The 24,102-nt window shown below is 45.7% G+C and carries 23 protein-coding genes; 18 read left to right on the plus strand and 5 right to left on the minus strand.

Annotation, left to right across the window (positions count from 1 at the left end):
- Positions 1–3: 3 nt before the first annotated feature.
- Together L3V27_RS22030 and argH are read left to right on the plus strand one after the other, a co-directional pair.
- Positions 4–1,218, plus strand: a complete 1,215-nt coding sequence (locus L3V27_RS22030; RefSeq protein ID WP_017821738.1) for an argininosuccinate synthase — start codon at positions 4–6, stop codon at positions 1,216–1,218.
- 253 nt (positions 1,219–1,471) lie between these two features.
- Positions 1,472–3,346, plus strand: a complete 1,875-nt coding sequence (gene argH, locus L3V27_RS22035) for an argininosuccinate lyase (protein WP_237312725.1) — start codon at positions 1,472–1,474, stop codon at positions 3,344–3,346.
- Between the two features lie 206 nt (positions 3,347–3,552).
- Here argH and L3V27_RS22040 read toward each other — a convergent pair whose 3' ends face one another.
- The 3 genes from L3V27_RS22040 to L3V27_RS22050 form a co-directional block, all read right to left on the minus strand.
- A complete protein-coding gene (locus tag L3V27_RS22040; protein ID WP_237312727.1) occupies positions 3,553–3,822 on the minus strand; it encodes a DUF3624 domain-containing protein in 270 nt (89 codons plus the stop codon).
- A gap of 389 nt (positions 3,823–4,211) precedes the next feature.
- Positions 4,212–5,684 carry a dihydrolipoyl dehydrogenase gene (locus L3V27_RS22045; RefSeq protein ID WP_237312729.1) on the minus strand — a complete coding sequence of 491 codons (1,473 nt, stop codon included), beginning with the start codon at positions 5,682–5,684 and terminating at the stop codon, positions 4,212–4,214.
- Between the two features lie 192 nt (positions 5,685–5,876).
- Positions 5,877–6,605, minus strand: a complete 729-nt coding sequence (locus L3V27_RS22050; protein ID WP_005395721.1) for a redoxin family protein — start codon at positions 6,603–6,605, stop codon at positions 5,877–5,879.
- Positions 6,606–6,775: 170 nt separating this feature from the next.
- Between L3V27_RS22050 and oxyR the strand changes: the two genes are divergently transcribed.
- Positions 6,776–7,687 carry a DNA-binding transcriptional regulator OxyR gene (oxyR, locus tag L3V27_RS22055; protein WP_005395720.1) on the plus strand — a complete coding sequence of 304 codons (912 nt, stop codon included), beginning with the start codon at positions 6,776–6,778 and terminating at the stop codon, positions 7,685–7,687.
- 51 nt (positions 7,688–7,738) lie between these two features.
- Here the strand turns inward: oxyR and L3V27_RS22060 are convergent, their stop codons facing one another.
- Positions 7,739–10,300: a PBP1A family penicillin-binding protein gene (locus L3V27_RS22060; protein WP_048626702.1), complete on the minus strand. Its 2,562-nt coding sequence runs from the start codon at positions 10,298–10,300 to the stop codon at positions 7,739–7,741.
- A 143-nt stretch (positions 10,301–10,443) separates the two neighbouring features.
- On the opposite strand from L3V27_RS22060, the gene pilM reads away from it, so the two are divergent.
- From pilM to rplI, 14 genes are all read left to right on the plus strand, one after another.
- Positions 10,444–11,460: a type IV pilus assembly protein PilM gene (gene pilM / locus L3V27_RS22065; protein ID WP_005395718.1), complete on the plus strand. Its 1,017-nt coding sequence runs from the start codon at positions 10,444–10,446 to the stop codon at positions 11,458–11,460.
- On the plus strand, positions 11,444–12,019 hold the full coding sequence (locus L3V27_RS22070) for a PilN domain-containing protein (protein WP_046874634.1): 576 nt from the start codon (positions 11,444–11,446) through the stop codon (positions 12,017–12,019). The genes pilM and L3V27_RS22070 overlap by 17 nt, the downstream gene beginning before the upstream one ends.
- Positions 12,012–12,605, plus strand: coding sequence for a type 4a pilus biogenesis protein PilO (pilO, locus tag L3V27_RS22075; protein ID WP_012841351.1), 594 nt, complete (start codon positions 12,012–12,014; stop codon positions 12,603–12,605). The genes L3V27_RS22070 and pilO overlap by 8 nt, the downstream gene beginning before the upstream one ends.
- A complete protein-coding gene (locus tag L3V27_RS22080) occupies positions 12,595–13,110 on the plus strand; it encodes a pilus assembly protein PilP (protein WP_237312731.1) in 516 nt (171 codons plus the stop codon). The genes pilO and L3V27_RS22080 overlap by 11 nt, the downstream gene beginning before the upstream one ends.
- A 25-nt stretch (positions 13,111–13,135) precedes the next feature.
- Positions 13,136–14,884 (plus strand): type IV pilus secretin PilQ family protein, encoded by a 1,749-nt coding sequence (locus L3V27_RS22085; RefSeq protein WP_006742777.1) that lies wholly within the window; start codon positions 13,136–13,138, stop codon positions 14,882–14,884.
- A gap of 187 nt (positions 14,885–15,071) precedes the next feature.
- Positions 15,072–15,590 carry a shikimate kinase AroK gene (aroK, locus tag L3V27_RS22090; RefSeq protein WP_005381319.1) on the plus strand — a complete coding sequence of 173 codons (519 nt, stop codon included), beginning with the start codon at positions 15,072–15,074 and terminating at the stop codon, positions 15,588–15,590.
- Positions 15,591–15,622: 32 nt separating this feature from the next.
- A complete protein-coding gene (gene aroB, locus L3V27_RS22095; protein WP_005395712.1) occupies positions 15,623–16,723 on the plus strand; it encodes a 3-dehydroquinate synthase in 1,101 nt (366 codons plus the stop codon).
- Between the two features lie 52 nt (positions 16,724–16,775).
- Complete coding sequence (locus tag L3V27_RS22100) at positions 16,776–18,290, plus strand: AAA family ATPase (protein WP_237312733.1); 1,515 nt, start codon at positions 16,776–16,778, stop codon at positions 18,288–18,290.
- A 69-nt stretch (positions 18,291–18,359) separates the two neighbouring features.
- Positions 18,360–19,199, plus strand: a complete 840-nt coding sequence (locus L3V27_RS22105; protein ID WP_005395710.1) for a Dam family site-specific DNA-(adenine-N6)-methyltransferase — start codon at positions 18,360–18,362, stop codon at positions 19,197–19,199.
- A gap of 92 nt (positions 19,200–19,291) precedes the next feature.
- On the plus strand, positions 19,292–19,963 hold the full coding sequence (gene rpe, locus L3V27_RS22110) for a ribulose-phosphate 3-epimerase (protein WP_005395709.1): 672 nt from the start codon (positions 19,292–19,294) through the stop codon (positions 19,961–19,963).
- 242 nt (positions 19,964–20,205) lie between these two features.
- Complete coding sequence (gene rpsF, locus L3V27_RS22115) at positions 20,206–20,595, plus strand: 30S ribosomal protein S6 (RefSeq protein WP_005381299.1); 390 nt, start codon at positions 20,206–20,208, stop codon at positions 20,593–20,595.
- Between the two features lie 8 nt (positions 20,596–20,603).
- Positions 20,604–20,906 (plus strand): primosomal replication protein N, encoded by a 303-nt coding sequence (priB, locus tag L3V27_RS22120; protein ID WP_005381298.1) that lies wholly within the window; start codon positions 20,604–20,606, stop codon positions 20,904–20,906.
- Positions 20,907–20,922: 16 nt separating this feature from the next.
- A complete protein-coding gene (gene rpsR, locus L3V27_RS22125) occupies positions 20,923–21,150 on the plus strand; it encodes a 30S ribosomal protein S18 (protein WP_000090472.1) in 228 nt (75 codons plus the stop codon).
- 33 nt (positions 21,151–21,183) lie between these two features.
- Positions 21,184–21,636: a 50S ribosomal protein L9 gene (gene rplI, locus L3V27_RS22130; protein ID WP_005381278.1), complete on the plus strand. Its 453-nt coding sequence runs from the start codon at positions 21,184–21,186 to the stop codon at positions 21,634–21,636.
- Between the two features lie 77 nt (positions 21,637–21,713).
- Here the strand turns inward: rplI and L3V27_RS22135 are convergent, their stop codons facing one another.
- The gene (locus tag L3V27_RS22135) at positions 21,714–22,478 is read right to left on the minus strand and encodes a DUF481 domain-containing protein (RefSeq protein WP_006743223.1); all 765 of its coding nucleotides are present in this window, start codon (positions 22,476–22,478) and stop codon (positions 21,714–21,716) included.
- 221 nt (positions 22,479–22,699) lie between these two features.
- On the opposite strand from L3V27_RS22135, the gene L3V27_RS22140 reads away from it, so the two are divergent.
- Positions 22,700–24,100 (plus strand): replicative DNA helicase, encoded by a 1,401-nt coding sequence (locus L3V27_RS22140; protein WP_005395704.1) that lies wholly within the window; start codon positions 22,700–22,702, stop codon positions 24,098–24,100.
- Positions 24,101–24,102: the final 2 nt, after the last annotated feature.

The raw sequence follows: 24,102 nt of genomic DNA on the forward strand, positions 1-24,102 counted from the left end.
AAGATGAGCAAAGTGAACGTAAATAAAGTGGTAGTCGCATACTCAGGCGGTCTAGATACCTCAGTAATTATCCCGTGGCTAAAAGAGAACTACGATTGTGAAGTCGTTGCTTTCGTTGCCGATGTTGGTCAAGGCGCAGAAGAGCTAGAAGGTATTGAAGCGAAAGCAAAAGCCTCTGGTGCTTCTGAGTGTTACATCGCTGACTTGAAAGAAGAAATGGTCGCAGACTACATTTACCCAACGCTAAAAACCGGCGCGTACTATGAAGGTAAGTACCTGCTGGGTACATCAATGGCGCGTCCAATTATTGCTAAAGCACAGGTTGAAGTCGCACGTAAAGTGGGCGCGGACGCATTGTGTCACGGCTGTACAGGTAAAGGTAATGACCAAGTTCGTTTCGAAGGCGCATTCGCAGCACTAGCACCAGATCTACAAGTGATTGCCCCTTGGCGTGAATGGGACCTAGTGAGCCGTGAAGAATGTTTAGATTACCTAGCTGAGCGTAACATTCCTTGTTCAGCGTCTCTTACTAAGATCTACTCACGTGATGCAAATGCATGGCACATTTCCACTGAAGGTGGCGTCCTAGAAGATACGTGGAACGCACCAAACGAAGATTGCTGGGTATGGACTGTAGACCCAGAGCAAGCACCAAACGAAGCGGAATACGTCACGCTGAAAGTAGAAAAAGGTGAGGTGGTCGAAGTTGATGGCGAAGCGATGACACCATACAACGCACTGGTTTACCTAAACGAAAAAGGTGCGAAGCACGGTGTTGGTCGTATCGATATCGTTGAAAACCGTCTAGTAGGAATGAAATCTCGTGGCTGCTACGAAACACCGGGAGGCACCATCATGATGGAAGCGCTACGTGCCGTTGAACAGCTCGTGCTAGACAAATCATCATTCGAATTCCGTGAAGAGCTGGGTCTAAAAGCGTCTCACCTTGTGTACGATGGCCGTTGGTTTACGCCACTATGTAAGTCGATCCTTGCCGCTTCAGAAGAGCTAGCGCAAGACGTGAATGGCGAAGTGGTTGTTAAGCTCTACAAAGGCCAAGCCACGGTAACGCAAAAACGTTCTGACAACAGCTTGTACTCAGAAGAGTTCGCGACTTTTGGTGAAGATGAGGTTTACGACCAAAGCCATGCGGGTGGTTTCATCCGTCTTTACTCGCTATCAAGCCGTATCCGTGCGTTGAACAGCCAGAAGAAATAATCTCTCCACATCTCGGATTGAGTAAAGACCTGCTATTGGATAGCAGGTCTTTTTTGTTGGCTTACGTCTATGAGCACAAAGATGCAAACACATTCCGTTTGAATATATATGTAAAAATATTGAATTTATACTTTATTTTTTGTCGAAATTGCCGTAACGTTGACCCATAAGAAAAAGTGAGCAAATGACCATCAAATTGGTTACTACTCATTCGAGAACGTTAGAGTAAGCAATAGTCATCAGGAGAAACGCAATGGCATTATGGGGCGGAAGATTTACCCAAGCGGCAGACACTAGATTTAAAGAGTTTAACGATTCGTTGCGTTTTGACTACCGATTGGCTGAGCAAGACATCGTAGGTTCAATCGCATGGTCTAAAGCTCTGCTTTCTGTAGATGTTCTATCGGCAGAAGAACAGCAAAAGCTGGAACTTGCTTTAAACGAGCTGAAGTTAGAAGTGATGGAAGATCCTCATCAAATTCTTCGTTCAGATGCAGAAGATATCCACTCTTGGGTTGAACAGCAGCTGATTAGTAAAGTGGGAGATTTAGGTAAAAAGCTCCACACTGGGCGTTCTCGTAATGACCAAGTAGCGACAGACCTAAAACTTTGGTGTCGTCAGCAAGGCCAGCAACTGTTGATTGCTTTAGATCGTCTGCAAGCACAAATGGTTCATGTTGCTAAGCAGCACCAAGGCACTGTATTGCCTGGCTATACTCATCTTCAGCGCGCTCAACCTGTCACCTTTGCTCACTGGTGTTTGGCTTATGTTGAAATGCTCGAGCGTGACTACTCTCGTCTGAATGATGCCTTACAGCGTCTCGACACTTGTCCACTTGGCTCGGGTGCTTTAGCTGGCACGGCTTATCCGATTGATCGTGAACAATTAGCTCATAACCTTGGTTTCCACCGCGCTACGCGTAATTCACTCGATTCGGTTTCGGATCGTGATCATGTGATGGAACTGATGTCGGTGGCCTCGATTTCTATGTTGCACCTTTCTCGTCTTGCAGAAGATATGATCTTCTACAACTCAGGGGAGTCTAACTTTATTGAGTTAGCGGATACGGTGACGTCTGGTTCGTCATTAATGCCACAGAAGAAAAATCCGGATGCACTTGAGTTGATCCGTGGTAAGACAGGGCGTGTCTATGGCGCATTATCGAGCATGATGATGACAGTGAAAGCCCTACCATTGGCGTACAACAAAGACATGCAAGAAGATAAAGAAGGGTTGTTTGATGCGTTAGACACATGGAATGATTGCATGGAAATGGCAGCGCTGTGTTTTGATGGCATTAAAGTGAATGGTGAGCGTACGCTTGAAGCTGCGAAGCAAGGGTATGCGAACGCGACGGAGTTAGCTGATTACTTAGTGGCGAAAGGCATCCCATTCCGTGAGGCGCACCATATTGTGGGCGTAGCGGTGGTAGGGGCAATTGACAAAGGCTGCGCGCTGGAAGAATTGTCTCTGCAAGAGCTAAAAGCCTTCTCTGAGGTGATTGAAGATGATGTGTATGACATTCTGACAATAGAGTCTTGTTTGGAAAAACGTTGTGCGCTGGGTGGCGTTTCGCCTCACCAAGTCGCTTATGCGGTAGAGCAAGCGGATAAACGTCTGAGCCAGCGTGACAGCTCGGCAGTGAAAGTGCGTCCTGCACGTTTGACGGACATTGAAACACTAGAGGGCATGGTGGCTTATTGGGCGAACCTCGGTGAGAATCTACCCCGCTCTCGAAATGAGCTCGTGAGAGATATTGGCTCCTTCGCGGTGGCTGAGCATCATGGTGAAGTGACAGGTTGCGCTTCTCTATATGTGTATGACTCAGGGTTGGCTGAAATACGCTCTCTTGGTATCGAAGCGGGCTGGCAAGGCCAAGGGCAGGGCAGTGCAATCGTAAATCACTTGGTTGAGAAAGCACGTCAAATGGCGATCAAGAAGGTCTTTGTCCTCACTCGAACGCCAGAGTTCTTTATGAAGCAGAGCTTCTTACCAACATCGAAGTCGCTGTTGCCAGAAAAAGTCTTGAAAGATTGCGATCAGTGTCCACGTCAGCACGCGTGTGATGAAGTGGCGCTAGAGATCAATTTAATGGAGCAAGTGATCCAAAAATCGCATGTGGCATGAGCTGAAATTTCGGAGTGATTTTATTAGCATTCAATGACATAGTTATTTTCTGATTCACTTACATCAGTATTTGCTAAAAAAATCGAAAAAATTTGGAACCTTTGAGAGGAAGCTCGGTCTATTAAAGTACCACTGCTTTTTCTTAGAAGAATCTAAGAGAGCCCCAGAACTGATATTGGTTTTGGGGCTTTTTTCTATCTGCCACTTTACTCTTTTTTATCCGTCTCTTTTCGTCCTCGCCGACGTTGCCACGGCAAGATGACAAAACGCATCCATAAGTGCAAAAACAATAAAATATTGAAAGCGAAACCAGCGAAGATCAAAGCGATCGAACCGATGCTTTGTGGATCATCTTTGAACGCAAACCACCACACAATCCAGCACAGTACCGAAAGCACCGTTAACTGATCCAAGCATCGTTGGCAACGCCCAAGCTTTTTCCAAAACCAATGTTCCTCGCAACGGCGACAAGTCATAGTGTTTTCCAAGGCATCAGTGTTGCTTCAGATTATATACCCAACACAAAGAGAGAAAGCGTTTTTTGTCGCAGCTTAGAGCGCAGGAACACAACCAAAAATGGAAAGTTAGCTTTGTAGAGCTTATGTGGCACGTGATTGATGTATGGTTCGCTGTCAGTCTTTAATAGGAAAGTAATCATGTCGACAGAATTGAAATTTGCGCTGAGTATCGCTGGTGGTTTTTTTACGATCGGTGTAGTCGCGATCATCATGGTAAGTCGTTACGCAATGATGGCAGTGTAGTACTTATGTAATCGCCTCAAAGTAGTCAACAGAAAGCCTCGTTAATCACGAGGCTTTCTGTTTTGTTTGGTATGTAAAGACTGGCTCGATTGAGCATGAAAGCGTTAGCAACCAGGCCCACAGTCAAGGCAATGTTTCACCATTTCTGGCCCTAAGTGTAGTTTTGCATTCAAATCACGTAGAGCGGTGCGGACACCCTCTTCGAGCACTGGATGATAGAAGGGCATATCTAGCATCTCAGAAACCGTCATTCTATTTTGGTGTGCCCAAGCCAAAAGATGCGCGAGGTGTTCTGCGTTCGGCCCCATCATCTCTGCACCTAAAAATCGTCCAGTACCTTGCTCGCCATAGACATGTAACATCCCTTTGTTTCGTAGCATGACACGTGAACGTCCTTGATTCTCAAACGAGACTTCGCCAGTAACAAAACAACCACAGCTTCCTAAGCGAGTTTCCAGTTGTTTGAAAGTTTCACCGACCATAGCTATTTGCGGATCGGAGAATACAGCTGAAATTGGCGAACGACGCAGACCTGCACGAATATCCGGGAAGCGACCAGCATTATCACCAGCAATGCGACCTTGGTCAGCGGCCTCGTGCAGCAATGGAACTTGGTTACTTGCATCACCCGCAATAAAAATACTCTCTACGGAGGTTTGCAATGTGTAGTGATCTGCGGTTGGTACACCGCGTTCATTTAATGCCACATTGGTGTTCTCGATCGCTAGCTTATCTACGTTAGGACGTCGTCCAGTGGCTGCTAAAACGTAATCAACAATAAAGGTTTCTAATTCACCGTCGTGGTTAATGAATTGGATCTCAACTTTGTCTGCGCCTGCTGCATTCGATGATGGTATGCGCTTCATGCTTTCTACTTTTACATCGGCATCAAGATAGAACTCTTCTTTAAAAGTTTTATCTGCGTAAGCCATCACCTCTGGATCTGTCAGTGGACCAACTTGACCACCAAGACCAAAGAGCTTCACTTTCACCCCTAGGCGGTGCAATGCTTGACCGAGTTCAAGTCCGATCACTCCGGGGCCAAATACCGCAACGGACTCAGGCAAATCATCCCAATCAAAGACATCATCATTAATTACGAGACGGTCACCCAACTCATTCCAAGCTGTTGGATAGGCAGGACGAGAGCCCGTCGCGATCACAATCCGTTTTGCGGCGACCTGAGTATGGTCATCTATGATAAGTGTATGATCATCGGCAAACTTCGCGTAACCTGACAACTTGTCTTCTGCGGGAATATCATCGACGCTTTCAAGCACAAAGCCAACAAAACGATCACGTTCGCGTTTTACACGATCCATGACTTCTTGTCCGTTAATGCGTATTTCACCTTGCGGATGGATCCCAAATCCAGGCGCTTTTTCGATTTGGTGGGCACTTTCTGCGGCCGCAATCAACAGCTTAGAGGGCATGCAACCGACGCGAGCACAGGTTGTTCCGTAAGGGCCGCCTTCAATCATTACTACGCTGTTAGTATGAGCTTTTGCTGCTCGATAAGCGCCAAGACCAGCAGTACCACCACCAATAATCGCTACGTCGACATTAACTTGTTTCATCGTGAACTCTCGCTTTTTGTTTTTAAGCCAAGCTAGCTACATTGAGCTTGGAGAGTGAATTGGGTCGTTGAATCTGCATAAGGAGTCACCTTATCGGTAGACGACTACTTATCTAGACTAGTAGAAGAAGTGAGTTAGGGTTGGCCTCCGAGCCAAAGGCACCGGAGACCGAGGGTGTAGGCTATGGACAGCTTAGCCTAGATACGCTTCTAGCTCTTCGCTACCGCCGATGTGCTTGCCACCGATAAAGACTTGTGGAACAGTCGTGCGACCAGATATAGCTCGTAGACTAACTGTCGTTGCGTCTTTACCCAGAATCACTTCTTCATATTGAAGACCGTGGTCAATCAGGTTTTGTTTCGCTTTCATACAGAAAGGGCAGCCTGGCTTAGTGAATACCGTGATGGACTCTTGCGTTTTGTAGTCTGGCGCAATGTAATTCAGCATCGTATCTGCGTCTGACACTTTGAATGGGTCGCCAGGTTCGTTTGGCTCAATGAACATTTTTTCTACTACGCCATCTTTTACTAGCATGCTGTAACGCCATGAACGTTTGCCAAAGCCGATGTCGTTTTTATCCACTAACATGCCCATGCCATCGGTGAACTCACCATTACCGTCAGGAATGAAGGTGATGTTTTCTGCTTCTTGGTCTTGTTTCCATGCATTCATCACGAACGTATCATTGACTGAGACACAAATAATCTCATCCACTCCGTGCTCTTTAAATACAGGGAACAATTCGTTGTAACGAGGTAGATGGCTTGATGAACAGGTTGGAGTAAATGCACCCGGTAAGCTAAATACGATAACGGTCTTACCTTTAAATAGCTCATCAGTCGTTACATTCATCCAAGAGTCACCTTGACGAACTGGAAAAGTAACTTGAGGGACTTGTTGACCTTCTTTAGATACAAACATAATGATTTCCTTTAACTATTTTAAATTATGCGTATAGAGCTTAGCGTTTTTCTTTGCTCTGTTTCGTTCTGTTGAGCCCATTATTGTAAAAATCCTTTGATAGCTCTAATCGTTTGGTGTTATGGTTTTGATAGGTATTAGCTATTGTTAAAAAAAGCGAATTGTGAGTTATGAATATTCGAGATTTTGAGTACTTAGTTGCACTTGCGGAACATAAGCACTTTCGCAAAGCGGCAGAAGCATGTTTTGTTAGCCAACCAACATTGAGTGGACAAATTCGTAAGCTAGAGGATGAACTCGGTACCACGCTTTTAGAGCGAAGCAGCCGTCGCGTTTTGTTTACCGATTCAGGGTTGCAGTTGGTGGAGCAAGCTAAGCGTATCTTAAGTGAAGTGAAAACTTTTAAAGATATGGCGAGTGGTCAGAGCGGAGCAATGACTGGGCCGATGCATATCGGTTTCATCCCGACGGTAGGTCCGTATCTACTACCCAAAATTCTGCCGCAGATAAAAGAAGCATTTCCTGAACTGGAGCTGTTCCTGCACGAAGCTCAAACACATCAGTTGGTGCGTCAATTAGAAGAAGGTAAATTGGACTGCTTGGTCTTGGCTTCGGTTGATGAAACGGCACCTTTTAAAGAAATCGAAGTGTATAACGAGCCGTTAAGCGTTGCGGTGCCATGTGATCATGAGTGGGCCTCTCTCGACCATGTTGATATGTTGGAGCTGAATGGTAAAACCGTTTTAGCGCTAGGAGACGGTCACTGTCTTCGTGATCAAGCGTTAGGTTTCTGTTTTGCTGCCGGAGCGAAAGACGATGAACGCTTTAAGGCAACCAGTTTGGAGACACTGCGGAATATGGTCGCTGCTGGTGCTGGGATTACGTTATTGCCTCAGCTTTCTATCCCCAATGAGAAGCAAAAAGATGGTGTGTGCTATGTACCAGCCGTTAACCCTACGCCTTCGCGCAATATAGTCCTTGTATATCGCCCGGGTTCACCACTGCGTGCAAGGTTTGAAGCTTTGGCGGCGAAGATTAAAGAAGTATTGGCTTCTTATCCTTCATTGAACGCCGCGGCGTAAAAGCCGACATAAAAAAGGGAGAGCGAGTGCTCTCCCTTTTGCTTTAGTGATTTAGAACAGCTCTTCTGCGCCAGAGCCGGAAGAATAAATACTGTCTTCCAAACGGTCTCCAGCGTATTCGGTAGGCTCAGTGCCTTTTTCAAAGTATTCGAACATTGATGTGCTGTCTACTTTGTGCGTTAGCATGCCAGTGTTGCGATCAATACGAACACGAATGATGTTATCTGGAATATTTTTACCTTGCTCAGGTGTTTCTTCTAGTGCAACGCGCATAAAGTCAATCCAAGCGGGTTCTGCGGTTTTCGCACCCGATTCAGCACCAGAAATTTGGCCTTTGCCTAGGTTGCTATTAACTGTTGTACGACCAAGTGCGCGTGAGTGATCATCAAAACCAACCCAAGCAATGGCAACAACACCAGGACCATAGCCGTTGTACCAAGCATCTTTGGAGTCATTCGTTGTACCCGTTTTACCACCGATATCACGACGCCCCAGTTTTTGTGCACGCCAGCCAGTACCGTTCCAACCCGTACCTTCACGCCAGTTACCACCACCCCAAATGTTGCTGTACATCATCTCACGCATTAAGAATGCATTTTGCTCAGAGATAACTTGTGGAGCATATTGAGGTTCATCATTTTCCAGTGCGTTGTCTGTTGCCAAACCATCAATCGCGACGTCTTGTTCGCCAAACTCATCGGCATAGCGATTGTCTGGCTCATCGCTCATTTGTGGGCAATCCTTATGACAAACGCTCTTTGGATTCGCTTTAAACAGCACTTCACCGAATGCATCTTCCACGCGTTCTACGTAGAACGGTTCGACGTAATAACCTCCGTTCGCAAATACAGAGTAGCCTTGTGCCACTTTCATTGGTGTTAAGCTACCAGCACCGAGCGCGATGGTCTCTGAACGTGGTACTTGGTTAATATCAAAACCAAAACGAGTAAGGTACTGACGAGTCTCATCAAGGCCTACTTCACGCAGCGTACGCACTGCCATCACGTTCTTTGACTGAGCTAAGCCGAGGCGAAGGCGAGTTGGACCGCCATAGGTTGGTGGTGAGTTTTTAGGTCGCCAAGCCGAACCAGAACCTGCGTCCCATTTGTTAATTGGCGCATCGTTGATCAGAGTGGCTAAGGTAAGTCCCTTGTCAATTGCGGCTGAGTAGATAAATGGTTTGATACTTGAGCCAACCTGACGCACTGACATAGTGGCACGGTTAAACTTACTATGAACAAAGTTAAAGCCACCCACTAACGACAATATCGCACCATTTTCCGGGTTCATCGCGACAAACGCGGTGTTCGCTGTTGGCACTTGGCTCAGTTTCCAGCTTTGTGTCGTGTTGTCATCTTCATTGGCTTCGCTCACTTCGCGAACCCAAACTTGTTGACCTGTCGCTAGCACATCATGCGCTGATTTTGGTGTTGAGCCTTGGCGGTTTTCGGTGATGTATTTACGTGCCCAATGCATTCCAGTCCAAGGAATGGTCTGCTCTTCATGGTTTTTAACCCAAACTTGTGCAGTCTTATCATCGACTTTTGTCACGACGGCAGGATAAAGGTCACCATAAGTTGGTTGCTTCTTAAGGTGCTTTTCTATTTGCTCGCTGTTCCAAGCGGTTTCACCTTCTTTCCAAAGCACTTTTTCCGCACCGCGGTAGCCGTGACGTTCATCGTATGACAGCAGATTATTTACCACGGATGTATTCGCGGCATCTTGCAGTTTAGAGTCCACCGTCATGTAGATATTCAAGCCAGAGGTATAGGCTTCTTCTTCACCGTACTCTTTCACGGCCCATGCACGAGCTAGTTCCGCCACATAAGGAGCTGAAAGTTCAATTTCAGCACTGTGGTAACGTGCCACGATAGGTTCGTTGCGTGCTTCGTCATACTGTTCTTGCGTGATGTATTTTTCATCAAGCATTCGCATTAACACGACGTTACGGCGTTTTGTCGCACGCTCAAGAGAGTAAATTGGGTTCATCGTTGATGGCGCTTTTGGCATCCCTGCGAGTGTCGCAAGCTCGCTTAACGTCAATTCATCAAGGCTCTTACCAAAGTAAACTTGAGCGGCCGCACCAAAACCATATGAGCGGTAACCAAGGAAGATTTTATTGACATAAAGTTCCATGATTTCTTGCTTACTCAGAAGCTGCTCAATGTGGATAGCAATGAAAATCTCTTTAATCTTACGCATGATCTTCTTCTCATTAGATAAGAAGAAGTTACGCGCTAGCTGTTGAGTAATGGTGCTTGCGCCCTGCTTAGCTGAACCTGAAATCGCAACTACAACGGCTGCACGAGTGATGCCGATAGGATCGATACCTGGGTGTTCGTAAAAACGGCTATCTTCGGTTGCGATTAGCGCATGAATTAAGTCTTGAGGAATTTCATCATAAGTAACAGGAATACGACGCTTTTCACCGAACTGTGCGATCAGCTTCCCGTCTTGACTAAACACCTGCATAGGTGTTTGTAATTCAACGTCTTTTAGAGTTGCAACATCTGGCAATTCAGGCTTCACGTACTGATAGAAGCCAAATATTGTGGTGACTCCAAGAATTATGCAAATCAATGTTAAAAATAATAAACGCTTTATGAACTTCACCGGAGAATCCCTGATTGGTTGAGGCTGTGTAACGGCAAACCCTTGTACTCTTAGGTCAAAAATTTAGCACATAGAGATATTAACTCTTATTTGGGTGCTAATAACAACCTTTGCACGAAGAAATTTCGGAGCGAGAGTAAGAGATGGATAAGCTAATCGTTACCGGCATCGATATAGGCCATAACAGCCTCAAAGCCGTAGTACTTAAACCCACAGGCAACAATTACGCTCTGTTGGGTTACAAAGAAATATTACTAAAGGAAGGTATTGTCGCTGAAAATAACACTATAAATCATCAAGAAATTGTAAAGACCCTAAAGCTGATTAAAAAAGAACTGCCTTTTGGTGCTAAAAAGGTCGCAATTTCAGTGCCTGATAATTCGGTGATCAGTAAAAAACTGCAAATAGAACAAAACCTTGAAGATAGCGAAGTTGAGTTTGCTGTGATTCAGGCATTTTCTCATCAATCGCCATTCCCTGTCGAAGAGCTGAGTTTAGACTTCGTCCGTCTTCGTGCCGAAGATGGGTTGCGTGGGACTGATAACTATCAAGTGTTTGCGACAAGAAAAGATGTGGTCGATAGTCGCGTGGATGCATTACAAAAATCCGGACTAAAACCCGTTTTAGTGGACGTGCATTCACAAAGTCTTGGTCATATCTGGAAGCTCACCGCCGATCGCTTTCCTGACAAAAATAAGTACTGCTTACTCGATATTGGCACCTCATCGAGCTCCTTTACCATGTTTACCGAACAAGGTGAGCTGTTTCACAAAGAGTTTGCTTGCGGCACTCGAGGAGCAAACAGCCCTGTTCAAGATGATTTGATGTCCGATGATGCTCAGGAGAAAACAGAGCTGTTTAATCGCCAAATCGTGGAACGGGTGAAACGTCAGATGCAGCTCTACACCTCAATTAATGGCTCGCAAAATATCAAAGGTATCTGGTTATCAGGGGAAGGAGCTTCGACACCAATGCTCGCGGAAGAGTTATCTCAGCAACTGTCACTAGAGTGTGAATTGCTAAACCCGCTAGGGCTATTTGAAATGAAGGTGTCCAAACGTAAACGTCGTGCCGCGGATTGGCAGCATTTCTCTACAGCCGCAGGACTCGCGATTCGTGGCATTCATTGGCTAGGAGGTGCGCGTGCTTTATCGCATTAATTTACTTCCTTGGAGAGAGAACCAAAGAGAAGAGCACCGACGTCGTTTCATTAGCTTGGTCGCGTTAGGCATGTTGGTTGCCATTGGTATTCAATGGGGTATTGGAAAGTTTTTTGAGTACCAACAAGATCAGCAGCAGGAGCGGCTTGATTACCTTACTCACTACATTGCTGAGCTCGACCAGCGTATTGAAGCAATGAAAATCGCCGAGCAAGAGCACAGCAAAATCCTCGAACGTTTAAAAGTGGTTGAAGGGTTACAAAACGGTCGAAACAAAACGACCGAGTTTATGAACTTGATGCCAGCCGTCATTCCTGAAGGTGTATATGTCGACAAGATCAAAATGAATGATCTGGAAATTGAGATCTCTGGGATCTCTGATAGCACTCCAAAACTTGCCACGATGCTGGACAACATGGAGCGTTCGGCCAAGTTGAATGATGTAGAAATGCACTCCATCGTTCACGGAAAAGCGCGTTTTGGAAAAGAGTTCCAAACGTTCAAAGTGTCTTTCATGTTCAAAGTGCCGGAGAAGAAAGTGGAGGCCCAGCATGGTTGATTGGCAGGATCTCGAAATAGATGAAATGGCAGAGTGGCCATTGTTGCCTCAGCTTGTGGTTATCGCGCTGCTGATTTTCCTCATTCAAGGTTTTGGCTATTGGTTTTACCTTAAGCCAAAAGAAGAGCAATTGAATAACTTGGTCCAGCAGGAGCAGACGCTCAAGGTGGCACTGAAGATTAAAGCGAACAAAGTAGCTGCATTGCCTCAGCTTCAATCTCAATTGGATGAACTCACCACGCGTTACGAGTTATTGCTACAACAACTGCCCGCGCAAAAAGAGTTGGCTACGATGCTCGCTTCGGTGAATGAACTCGGTATCGACAATAAGTTGACCTTTACCCGTATCGACTGGGGTGAAAAGCAATCAGAGCATTTCCTCTATCGTCTTCCTTTAAACATTGAGTTAACGGGAGATTTTCATGACATCGGACATTTTTCTCAGGCGATAGCAACGCTACCTCGAATCATCACGTTTAAAGATGTGACTTGGCAGCGTGTCAGCCAAGAAAGTGAAACTCTGCACTTTAGGGTACGAGCCAATACCTATCAGTTTAAGCCAGAGGAGACGAACAATGACAAGTAAGCATTTGTTGTTGGTGCTGATGGGGTCTCTGCTCCTTGGATGTCAGGCGAATGATGAGTCATTAACGGATTTTATTCGAGGGGTGGAGAGTCAGGCGCGTCAAGATGTCGAGAAACTTAAGCCTGCAGATAAGTATGTTGCCGTCACGTACGCACCTGAAGTACAGCGTGCGCCCTTTGAGTTACCAAAAGAAGCCACGATCGCCACTCAGCCCGTTGCAAGAAAAGATTGCTGGCAACCGCCTTCAAGACGGCGCACTGGCAAATTAGAAAAATTCCCATTAAGCCAATTACGTTTGAAAGGAGTTATGGGCATGGGTAATACGGTTTCTGGTCTCGTTCAGGCACCCAATGGCACCGTTTATAAAGTGAAGCCGGGGCAATACCTCGGACGCAACAATGGCAAAGTGACCCATGTCAGCCATTCCTATTTGTTAATTAATGAAACGTTGCCCGACGGCTTAGGGTGTTGGCAGAAGCGTAAAGTTAAGTTGGCTTTGAGATAGCCCCATTTATTTTTGATATTGAGTAATGAAAATGAGACAAGGATTAACACGTACACCAAGGATACTAACTGGGCTCTTCTCCTTATGGTTGTTTGTATTTTTAGCCCCTTTAGTGGCAGCAGAAGAAGTATCGTCTAATGCCTTAAAGAGTATCGATTTTCGCACTAATAAAGATAAAGACGCCGTTATTGTCGTTGAACTGGCGTCACCTGCCGCGATTGTTGATGTCAAACGCGTACAGGAAGGGTTAAGTATCGATTTGCTTAATACTTCGGTAAAAGACGAGCAACTGTATCTCCTAGACGTAAAAGATTTCTCGACTGTGGTTGAAAGCGTAGAGGTGTTTCGCGATACCTCAACTACGCGCTTGGTTGCGCACATCAATGAAGAATATACGCATGATTACCGTTTAACGGGGCGATTCTTGGAAATCAAAGTGGCTAAGATCAAACCCAATGAGAAAGCTCCGGATAAAAGCATTCTAGAAAAAGAAGGCAAGCTCATTTCGATTAACTTCCAAGATATTCCTGTACGTAACGTGTTACAGCTGATTGCCGACTACAACCAGTTCAACTTGGTTGTTTCAGACTCCGTAGAAGGTAACCTCACACTTCGTCTTGATGGTGTTCCGTGGCAGCAAGTGCTGGATATTATTTTGCAAGTTAAGGGGTTAGATAAGCGTGTTGATGGCAACGTGATTCTGGTTGCTCCAACAGATGAGCTTGATCTGCGCGAAAAACAGCAACTCGAAAAGCAGCAGCTAGAACAAACGATGGGAGAGCTTTCGTCTGAAATCATCAAGGTAAACTTCGCTAAAGCATCAGATATTGCAGAGATGATCAACGGAGAAGGGAACATCAGTATGTTGTCTGAGCGAGGCAGTATGACCATTGATGAGCGGACTAACTCGTTATTGATTCGTGAGCTACCTGAAAACATTGAAGTGATTCGAGAAATTATTGAATCTTTGGATATCCCGGTGAAGCAGGTTCAAATTGAAGCGCGTATTGTGACCATCAATGAAGGCAACATGGACGAGTTGGGAATTCGCTGGGGCTTTACCTCTATTAATGGCAATAACACGGTTGGTGGTTCTATCGAAAACAACCTTGCCACGATCGGTTTATATAACGGTGGTGGTGAAGGAGAAGACGGTGGTGACGGTGATGGAGTAGGTATCGATGACTTCCTAAACGTAAACTTAGCTGCAACCAGTCCAAACGCGACCAGCATTGCTTTTCAGGTTGCAAAATTAGGCTCAGACACCTTGTTAGACCTCGAGCTTTCTGCGCTGCAACAAGAGTCCAAAGCTGAGATTATCTCAAGCCCACGTTTGATCACTACTAATAAGAAGCCTGCCTATATTGAGCAAGGTACCGAGATACCTTATCTAGAGTCCTCATCAAGTGGTGCCACGACGGTAACGTTCAAAAAAGCAGTATTGAGTTTGAAGGTGACGCCACAAATTACACCGGATAACCGTCTTGTGTTGGACTTAAGCGTTACGCAAGATAGACCTGGACAAGTCGTGAAAACAGGCACTGGTGAAGCCGTTGCGATTGATACTCAGCGTATCGGGACGCAAGTGTTAGTAAATAACGGTGAAACCGTCGTTCTTGGTGGTATTTTCCAGCACAGCATTACTAACTCGGTGGACAAAGTGCCTTTGTTAGGCGATCTGCCACTATTAGGTGCGCTTTTCCGTCGAAGTTATGAAAATGTTGGCAAAAGTGAGCTGTTAATTTTCGTCACCCCTAAGGTGGTGATTCAGTAGTTCTACCTCGTGAAAAACTGATTAAATCAAAAATAAAGTTGCAATAGTGGCACCATGCTTGGATAATTTCGGGTCTTATCACGAATTATCTGTGAGGAACTGGTGCCACAAGCCTTGTAGAACAGCGATTTAGCTGTGTTTTCTTGTGGCGATCTTATTGAATCAATGTTGTAAATTACTGCTAAACATGGCTGAGAAACGTAATATTTTCCTTGTTGGCCCAATGGGCGCCGGCAAAAGTACAATTGGTAGACATCTAGCACAGCAACTGCATATGGAGTTTGTTGACTCCGATACAGTGATCGAAGAACGCACTGGTGCAGACATCTCTTGGGTTTTTGATGTAGAAGGTGAAGAAGGCTTCCGCAAGCGTGAAGAAGCGGTACTTGAAGACCTAACACAAGAGCAAGGCATCGTGCTTGCGACTGGCGGTGGCTCTGTTAAGAGCAAAGAAAACCGTAATCGTCTTTCGGCACGTGGTGTTGTTGTTTACTTAGAAACGACGATTGAAAAGCAACTTGCGCGCACAAACCGTGACAAGAAGCGTCCTCTACTTCAAACGGACAACCCTCGCGAAGTATTGGAGCAATTAGCTGAAGAACGTAATCCTCTGTATGAAGAAGTAGCGGATTACACTGTTCGCACTGACGATCAGAGTGCAAAAGTGGTAGCCAACCAGATCGTAAAAATGCTAGAAGAGAGATAAGTTTTTATCTTTTTTTTAATTGGAGCAAACCGATGGAACGGATTACGGTCAACCTAGCTGAGCGTAGCTACCCAATCTCTATTGGCGCCGGGTTATTTGAGGACCCGGCGTACCTCTCTCAAGTTCTCTCAAACAAAAATGCAAAACAAAAAGTTGTTGTGATCAGTAATGTCACAGTGGCGCCTTTGTATGCTGACAAAATTTTAAAGCAACTCGAGCAGCTCGGTTGTAGTGCATCCTTGTTAGAATTGCCTGACGGCGAACAGTACAAAAACTTGGATGTGTTTAACCAAGTGATGAACTTCCTCCTCGAGGGGAATTATGCTCGTGATGTTGTGATCATCGCGTTAGGTGGTGGCGTTATTGGCGACCTTGTGGGTTTTGCTTCTGCCTGTTACCAGCGTGGGGTCGACTTTATTCAAATACCAACGACATTACTATCTCAAGTGGATTCTTCGGTGGGTGGAAAAACCGCGGTTAACCATCCGTTGGGTAAGAACATGATAGGTGCGTTTTACCAACCTAAAGCCGTGATCATCGATACCAACTGTTTATCGACGTTGCCTGAGCGTGAATTCGCAGCAGGTATCGCAGAAGTCATTAAGTACGGCATCATTTACGATGCAGACTTTTTTGTATGGTTGGAAGAAAACCTTGAACGCTTGTACGCGTTGGATGAAGAAGCGCTAACTTATGCCATTGCACGTTGCTGTGAAATAAAAGCGGAAGTGGTGGCTCTGGATGAGAAAGAATCGGGCATCCGCGCTCTGCTCAACTTAGGTCACACCTTTGGTCATGCGATTGAAGCTGAGCTTGGCTACGGCAATTGGCTGCATGGTGAAGCGGTTTCTGCTGGCACGGTTATGGCGGCCAAAACTTCGCATCTGCGCGGTCTTATCTCAGCAGAGCAATTTGAGCGTATTGTTGCGATTTTGCGTCGTGCCAAACTGCCTGTTCATACTCCAGAAAGTATGAGCTTCGATGACTTCCTCAAACATATGATGCGAGATAAAAAAGTCCTCTCTGGTCAATTACGATTGGTTTTGCCTACAGGCATTGGCAGTGCCGAGGTCATTGCTGATACGACACAAGACGTACTCAAACAGGCGATAGACTTCGGTCGCGATATTTAACCTTGTAATGGCGCCTTTGGGCGTCATTCTTGTAGTGTATTAAGGTTATTAGATGAGTGTTGCTCACGTTCTGGAACTAGATTCTCAAATCGAGTTGCTTGATAGGTTGGGATTGCTGACTAATTTTGGTTCCAATTTCATTGCGATTAATGGTCATGATGGTTATGGAAAATCTTGGTTAGCGCAGCGATACCTTGAAGTGGGTGCCAGTAACAAGAATCAATGTTTGTTACTTTGTCATTCTAATCAAGATGATGTGCAGCGCCGCATCCTTATTTTGAGTCAACTGGTTTCGGACGCATTGTTTAATCAGCAAGAACCTTTACTTGATAGTCTCGAAAGACTATTGGGTGATGAGCCTTGTGATATCGCGATTGTGGTTGATGATGCGCATTTATTAAGTGAGACGCTCGTTTCTGAGCTTTGGATGCTGATTTTAGAGGCGCATCATAAGCCGAATTGGACCATCAATGTCTTATTATTTACGCAGTCTGGGCGCTTAGAAGGATTGCTGTCACGTCTCAGTTACGGACAAGAGATAAAGCCTGTTGAGCTTGATATTGATATGTTGTCCGAAGTGGAAGCCCGTCGTTTCTTTGAATCACTTGTTGCGCGCTATGTTGATGATGAGGCGGAGAAGCGGGTTCGAGATGCATTTAAAAAAGTTGACCCAGTACCGGGTGACATCATGGCGTTAGGAGAGATGAAAGTGGAAAAAAGGATCATTATCCGCTCGATTGTCGGTTCACCGCTGAATATTGCGTTAGTGGTATTAGCATTACTGTTGCTTGCTGTTGGTGGCTATTGGTGGATGTATAATCAACCAAGCCCTGATGATAAAGCGCAGCAAATTGCTGGTAGTTTAGAGCAAACGGCTATTCCAACTTTTGAAGATTCAGGAATCAGTGCTGCGCAGTCTTCACTACAATCTGTGACTGATGACACTAGCAGTAGCCTTGATGGCTCTGGCGCGATTGATGATTCTGATTCATTACCGCCAGCAGTAACGGAAGAAGTGGCGAGCGTTGGCAGTGATGACAATCAACAGAGAGTGGTGATTGAGTCGAATGTGGTCGATGCATTGCTTGAAGGTAAAGCTGATTCAGCAGACACAAAAGCGATTGATGATGTCATAGGCGTTGAGAAGCAAGACGCCACTGATGAAACCAGCTCACCCCTAATAAAAGTCGTAAAACCAAATCAAGGTATGACGCAAACTTCTGCTCGGTCAGGAGAAGACGGTGCGAAGCAGCCTGTGGTTAAGTTTTCATTTGCTCGCGAAGAATTAAAAGCACTATCACCAAGAGCCTATACACTGCAGCTTGCTGCTATGACGTCACTGGAGGATGTACAAGCCTTCCTCGATGAGCATCAGCTGAATAATCAAGTACGAATTTATCCTACCGTTCGCAATGACACCGAGTGGTATATCATCACATACCAAGATTATCCGACAATTCAAATGGCTCGCGATGCCGTTGCAAGCTTGCCTGATTCGGTTAAGTCGGTGAGTCCTTGGGCAAAATCACTCCGTCAGGTTCATCGCGAAATTGATCGCGTGAAATAAACCTGAGCTTCGCTGAAAAATATGTTACATTCCGCAGCCTTAATTTTTGGTCGATAGATAGAGCAGTAGATGAAAAAGCAACGAGCCTTTCTTAAATGGGCAGGAGGAAAATACGGACTGGTTGAAGACATCCAACGTCATTTACCGCCGGCTCGAAAGCTAGTTGAACCTTTTGTTGGCGCGGGCTCAGTTTTTCTGAATACCGACTATGACCATTACCTACTGGCAGATATCAATCCAGATCTGATCAATCTGTACAACCTACTGAAAGAACGCCCTGAAGAGTATATCTCTGAAGCGAAGCGTTGGTTTGTTGCCGAGAATAACCGTAAAGAAGCCTACTTACACATTCGCGCTGAGTTTAATAAAACAGATGACGTGATGTACCGCTCTTTGGCGTTTTTGTACATGAACCGCTTTGGTTTTAATGGCCTATGCCGTTACAACAAAAAAGGCGGCTTTAACGTTCCGTTTGGTTCATATAAAAAGCCTTACTTCCCAGAGGCGGAATTGGAGTTTTTTGCCGAAAAAGCCAAGAAAGCTACGTTCGTTTGTGAAGGTTATCCAGAAACTTTTCGTCGAGCACGTAAGGGGAGTGTGGTGTATTGCGATCCTCCTTATGCACCGCTTTCAAACACGGCAAATTTCACCTCATACGCAGGTAATGGTTTTACGTTGGATGACCAGGCTGCATTAGCCGACATTGCTGAAAGAACGGCGACTGAGCGTGGTATTCCGGTTCTGATTTCCAACCACGACACTACGCTGACGCGTCGGTTGTATCACGGTGCGGATCTCAATGTAGTAAAAGTGAAGCGCACCATTAGCCGCAATGGCAGTGGTCGTAATAAAGTCGATGAGCTGCTTGCGCTTTTTCATGCCCCTGAGATGGATCAACCAAGCTCTTAGTTCTCACACTATTAAATCTAAATAGTGGATCTCCCCACTGGCTTCGGTAGAATTGCGCGCAGATTGTTTGCTCATTACTACTGAGGTCAGGTATGAAAGATTTTCTTATTGCTCCATCCATTTTATCTGCAGATTTTGCTCGTCTCGGTGAAGATGTCGAGAAAGTACTCGCAGCGGGTGCGGATGTGGTGCATTTCGACGTTATGGATAACCACTATGTACCAAACCTGACTTTTGGTGCACCTGTGTGTAAAGCACTACGCGATTACGGCATCACCGCACCAATCGATGTTCACCTAATGGTGAAACCGGTTGACCGCATTATTCCTGATTTCGCAAAAGCGGGTGCGTCGATGATTACATTCCATGTGGAAGCTTCTGATCATGTAGACCGTACACTGCAGTTAATTAAAGAGCACGGCTGTCAGGCTGGTGTGGTACTAAACCCAGCAACGCCACTTGCGAGCCTTGAGTTCATCATGGACAAAGTCGACATGATTCTACTGATGTCGGTTAACCCTGGCTTTGGTGGTCAATCATTCATTCCTCACACGCTAGATAAACTGCGTGCAGTTCGTAAGATGATCGATGAGTCTGGTCGCGATATCCGTTTAGAAATCGATGGCGGTGTGAAGGTTGACAACATTCGTGAAATCGCAGAAGCGGGCGCAGATATGTTTGTTGCAGGCTCGGCGATTTTCGGTCAGCCAGATTACAAACAAGTGATCGACCAAATGCGCACGGAACTGGCTGAAGTGAAATAAGTCCTGATATACGCGCGATAATGCCCTGATTTTAAAGGCTGTCACTTTATTGGCAGCCTTTGTTATTTCTAGCGTTGGATGAAATAAAATATCCCCTGCGTTGAGCAAATAATCACTTGCCTATTTTGCGCCCTTTCTGTACTATTCGTGCTCCTTAAACTCAGTCAATTATCTTTAGTTCCTTGCTTCCTCTGGACGACTGAGCCATTTGTGGAAGCTGAATAATCCGTAAGGAGCAACCAATGCGTCATTACGAAATCGTATTCATGGTGCACCCAGATCAAAGCGAGCAAGTTGCTGGCATGATCGAGCGTTACACTGGTTCAATCACTGAAGCTGGCGGTAAAATCCACCGTCTAGAAGACTGGGGCCGTCGTCAACTGGCTTACCCAATCAACAAGCTTCACAAAGCTCACTACGTTCTTATGAACGTTGAAGCTGACCAAGCTGTAATTGATGAGCTAGAAACTGCTTTCCGTTTCAACGATGCAGTTCTACGTAACATGATCATGCGTACTAAAGCAGCGATCACTGAGCAATCTATCATGCTTAAGCAAAAAGAAGAGCGTGCTCCACGTCGTGAAGAGCGTTCTGAAGCTAAGCCTGAAGCTAAGTCAGAAGCTGCTGAGTAAGTTTTCTTATGGCCAATCGAATGGAGCTGAGCGGCACCATTGCCAAACCGCCCATTCGTAGTAAAAGCCCTGGTGGCATTGAACACTGTCGGTTTTGGCTGGAGCATCGCTCTACTATTATCGAAGCTGACTTACCTCGACAAGTTTATTGTCGTATGCCGGTAGTCGTCAGCGGGCTTGGGTCACAAGCACTAACTCAGAATTTAGTTCAAGGCAGTAACATTAAGGTAAGTGGTTTTGTCACTTATCAAACCGGCCGAAATGGCGTGGGAAAATTAGTGTTACACGCCGACAACATTACTCAAATTTAAGATCAGGAGATAGCCCATGGCTCGTTTCTTCCGTCGTCGTAAATTCTGCCGTTTCACTGCAGAAGGCGTACAAGAGATTGATTACAAAGACGTAGCAACTCTTAAAAACTACATCACTGAAGCTGGTAAAATCGTACCTAGCCGTATCACTGGTACAAGCGCTAAGTACCAGCGTCAACTAGCACGTGCTATCAAGCGTTCACGCTACCTAGCTCTACTACCGTACACTGACAAGCATCAGTAATCGGTTCATTTTATTAAGAAAGAGGATTAAGCAATGCAAGTTATTCTACTTGATAAAATTGGTAACCTAGGTGGTCTTGGCGATACTGCAAACGTTAAATCTGGCTACGCTCGTAACTTCCTTATCCCACAAGGTAAAGCAGTTATGGCAACTAAAGCTAACGTTGAAATGTTTGAAGCTCGTCGTGCTGAACTAGAAGCTAAAGTTGCTGAGCAACTAGCTGCTGCAGAAGCTCGCGCAGAGAAAGTTAACGCTCTAGAAGCTGTAGTTATCGCTTCTAAAGCTGGTGACGAAGGCAAACTATTCGGTTCTATCGGTACTCGTGACATCGCTGACGCTATCACAGCTGCAGGCGTTGAAGTTGCTAAGAGCGAAGTTCGCCTTCCTGAAGGTGCTCTACGTACAACTGGTGAGTTCGAGATCAGCGTTCAACTTCACTCTGAAGTTTTCGCAACTGTGAACCTACAAGTTGTTGCTGCTGAGTAATTCAGTATCAAGACGAAATACTAAAAAGCACCTCCTCGGAGGTGCTTTTTTTATTTCTAAAACTGAGAGAAAAAGGGTTAAAAAGCGAAAAGTAAATTAACGGAAAATACGCTATCCGCTTTGCTTAAGCCTTCAGGCACTTTATCGTGATACTGACGAGAGTGTGCCAGTTTCAGTGCAATATCTTCAGTAATATCATTGGTCACGCTGAGTTCACTATCGGCCCGAGTGTTACTTTTACCTGTTACCAACGTAATATCAGCCGCGAAACTCAAATTATCTAGTGCGTGCCAAGTCGTATTGATATTCCCTCGAAAAATGCCTTCTCGAACGATATCGGGAAAGACAATGTCGTCATCATCTATCTCATCTAAATTTGGTTCTTGATAACGAAAACCAGGACCGACTTCTACCTCTAAAATGAAGTTTTCAGTGTAGGAGAACTGGTAACCCAAACCGCCTGATAAGGTGTAGTCTTTAAAATAGGCACTGTAACGAGAATCCACCCCTTTAAAGCTGCCATACAAATACGTTTTAGGACCTAACTTGTAGTCACTCTGTAGGGCGTAGGTGGATGAGCGTTTGTCTTCTTCACCGTCTTTGTACAAGTTGTAGTACTTCCATTCACCATTAGAACGGTGTCGACCTGACGTATATTCAGCACTCAAACGAGCATTCAGGGAACGAGAGTCCGTGTTACCTGTGTGAGCTTGATAGCCGAACTCCACCTCGGTTTTTAATGGGTCGGGCACATCAATATTTTGCTCTGGCTGTACTGATTCGTCAGCATACGATGCACTAGCGCATAGTAGGCTAAAGCTAAGTAACCAGTATCGGGACACATCAACCTCGAACGTAATTAAAAAGGAGGGGCATGATACTGATACAGATATTTTGTTGGGTCAATGGTAGGTTAATTTTTATTAGAGCTGGGCGGAAGAACCAGGCTATTACTTGTGCGGTTCGCATGTGGATTTCTTAACAAGTAATTGTCGCTTCGGGGAAGCATCTCAGTTAGGTTAAGGTTATAATCGTGGGTCAATAGTAGTTATCGAGCAAAGTCATGGCGGAAAACAGAAATCGCAAACCTTCAGACAGTCAGGTCGACGCAATCAAAGTGCCACCTCACTCACTAGAAGCCGAGCAATCAGTAATTGGTGGTCTTTTACTGGACAATGAACGTTGGGACACCGTTGCCGAACGTGTTGTAAGCAGTGATTTCTATAGTCGTCCGCATCGCCTAATTTTTGAAGGTGTAAAAACCATTCTTGAAGCGGGCAAGCCTCTCGATCTTATTACTTTATCGGAATACCTGGAGCGTCACGAGCAATTAGAAGATGTGGGCGGTTTTGCTTACCTTGCAGATTTGGCGAAAAACACGCCAAGCGCCGCTAACATTAATGCGTACGCTGATATTGTTGCCGAACGTGCGATTGTCCGTGGTTTGATCGGTGTCGCGAATGAGATTGCGGATGCGGGTTACGATCCTCAAGGTCGAAGTTCGGAAGATCTGATTGATATGGCGGAGAGCAAAGTTTTCGCCATCGCTGAGTCACGAACCAGTGAAAACGAAGGGCCACAAAATGTCGATAACATACTCGAAAAGACGTTAGAACGTATCGAGTTGTTATATAAAACGCCGCAAGATGGTGTAACGGGTGTCGACACAGGTTTCACTGACCTCAATAAGAAAACCGCAGGTTTGCAAGGTTCTGATTTGGTGATTGTCGCGGCGCGTCCATCTATGGGTAAAACGACCTTTGCGATGAACTTGTGTGAAAATGCGGCCATGCAACAAGAGAAGCCTGTGCTTATTTTCTCGCTAGAGATGCCAGCCGAGCAGTTGATGATGCGTATGTTGGCCTCTTTGTCTCGCGTTGACCAAACCAAGATCCGTACGGGTCAGCTGGATGACGAAGACTGGGCGCGTATTTCTTCTACTATGGGTATCTTGATGCAGAAGAAAAACATGTACATTGATGACAGCTCCGGTCTAACTCCGACCGAAGTGCGTTCACGCGCTCGCCGTATCGCACGTGAACATGGCGGTCTGTCGATGATCATGGTCGACTACCTTCAGCTTATGCGCGTGCCTGCACTCTCTGATAACCGTACGCTGGAAATCGCGGAGATTTCGCGCTCTCTGAAAGCGCTGGCAAAAGAGCTGAATGTGCCCGTCGTGGCGCTGTCTCAGCTTAACCGTTCCCTAGAGCAACGTTCAGATAAACGCCCAGTAAACTCGGACTTGCGTGAGTCGGGCTCTATCGAGCAGGATGCCGACTTGATCATGTTCATCTACCGTGACGAGGTATATCACCCAGATAGCCCATACAAAGGTACGGCAGAAATCATCATTGGTAAGCAACGTAACGGCCCTATCGGCTCTGTACGTCTCACCTTCCAAGGTCAACACTCGCGCTTTGACAACTACGCGGGTCCTGCATTCGATATTGATGATGAGTAACC

Source organism: Vibrio sp. J2-3(2022) (assembly GCF_021725735.1).
GTDB classification, from domain to species: Bacteria; Pseudomonadota; Gammaproteobacteria; order Enterobacterales; family Vibrionaceae; genus Vibrio; species Vibrio diabolicus.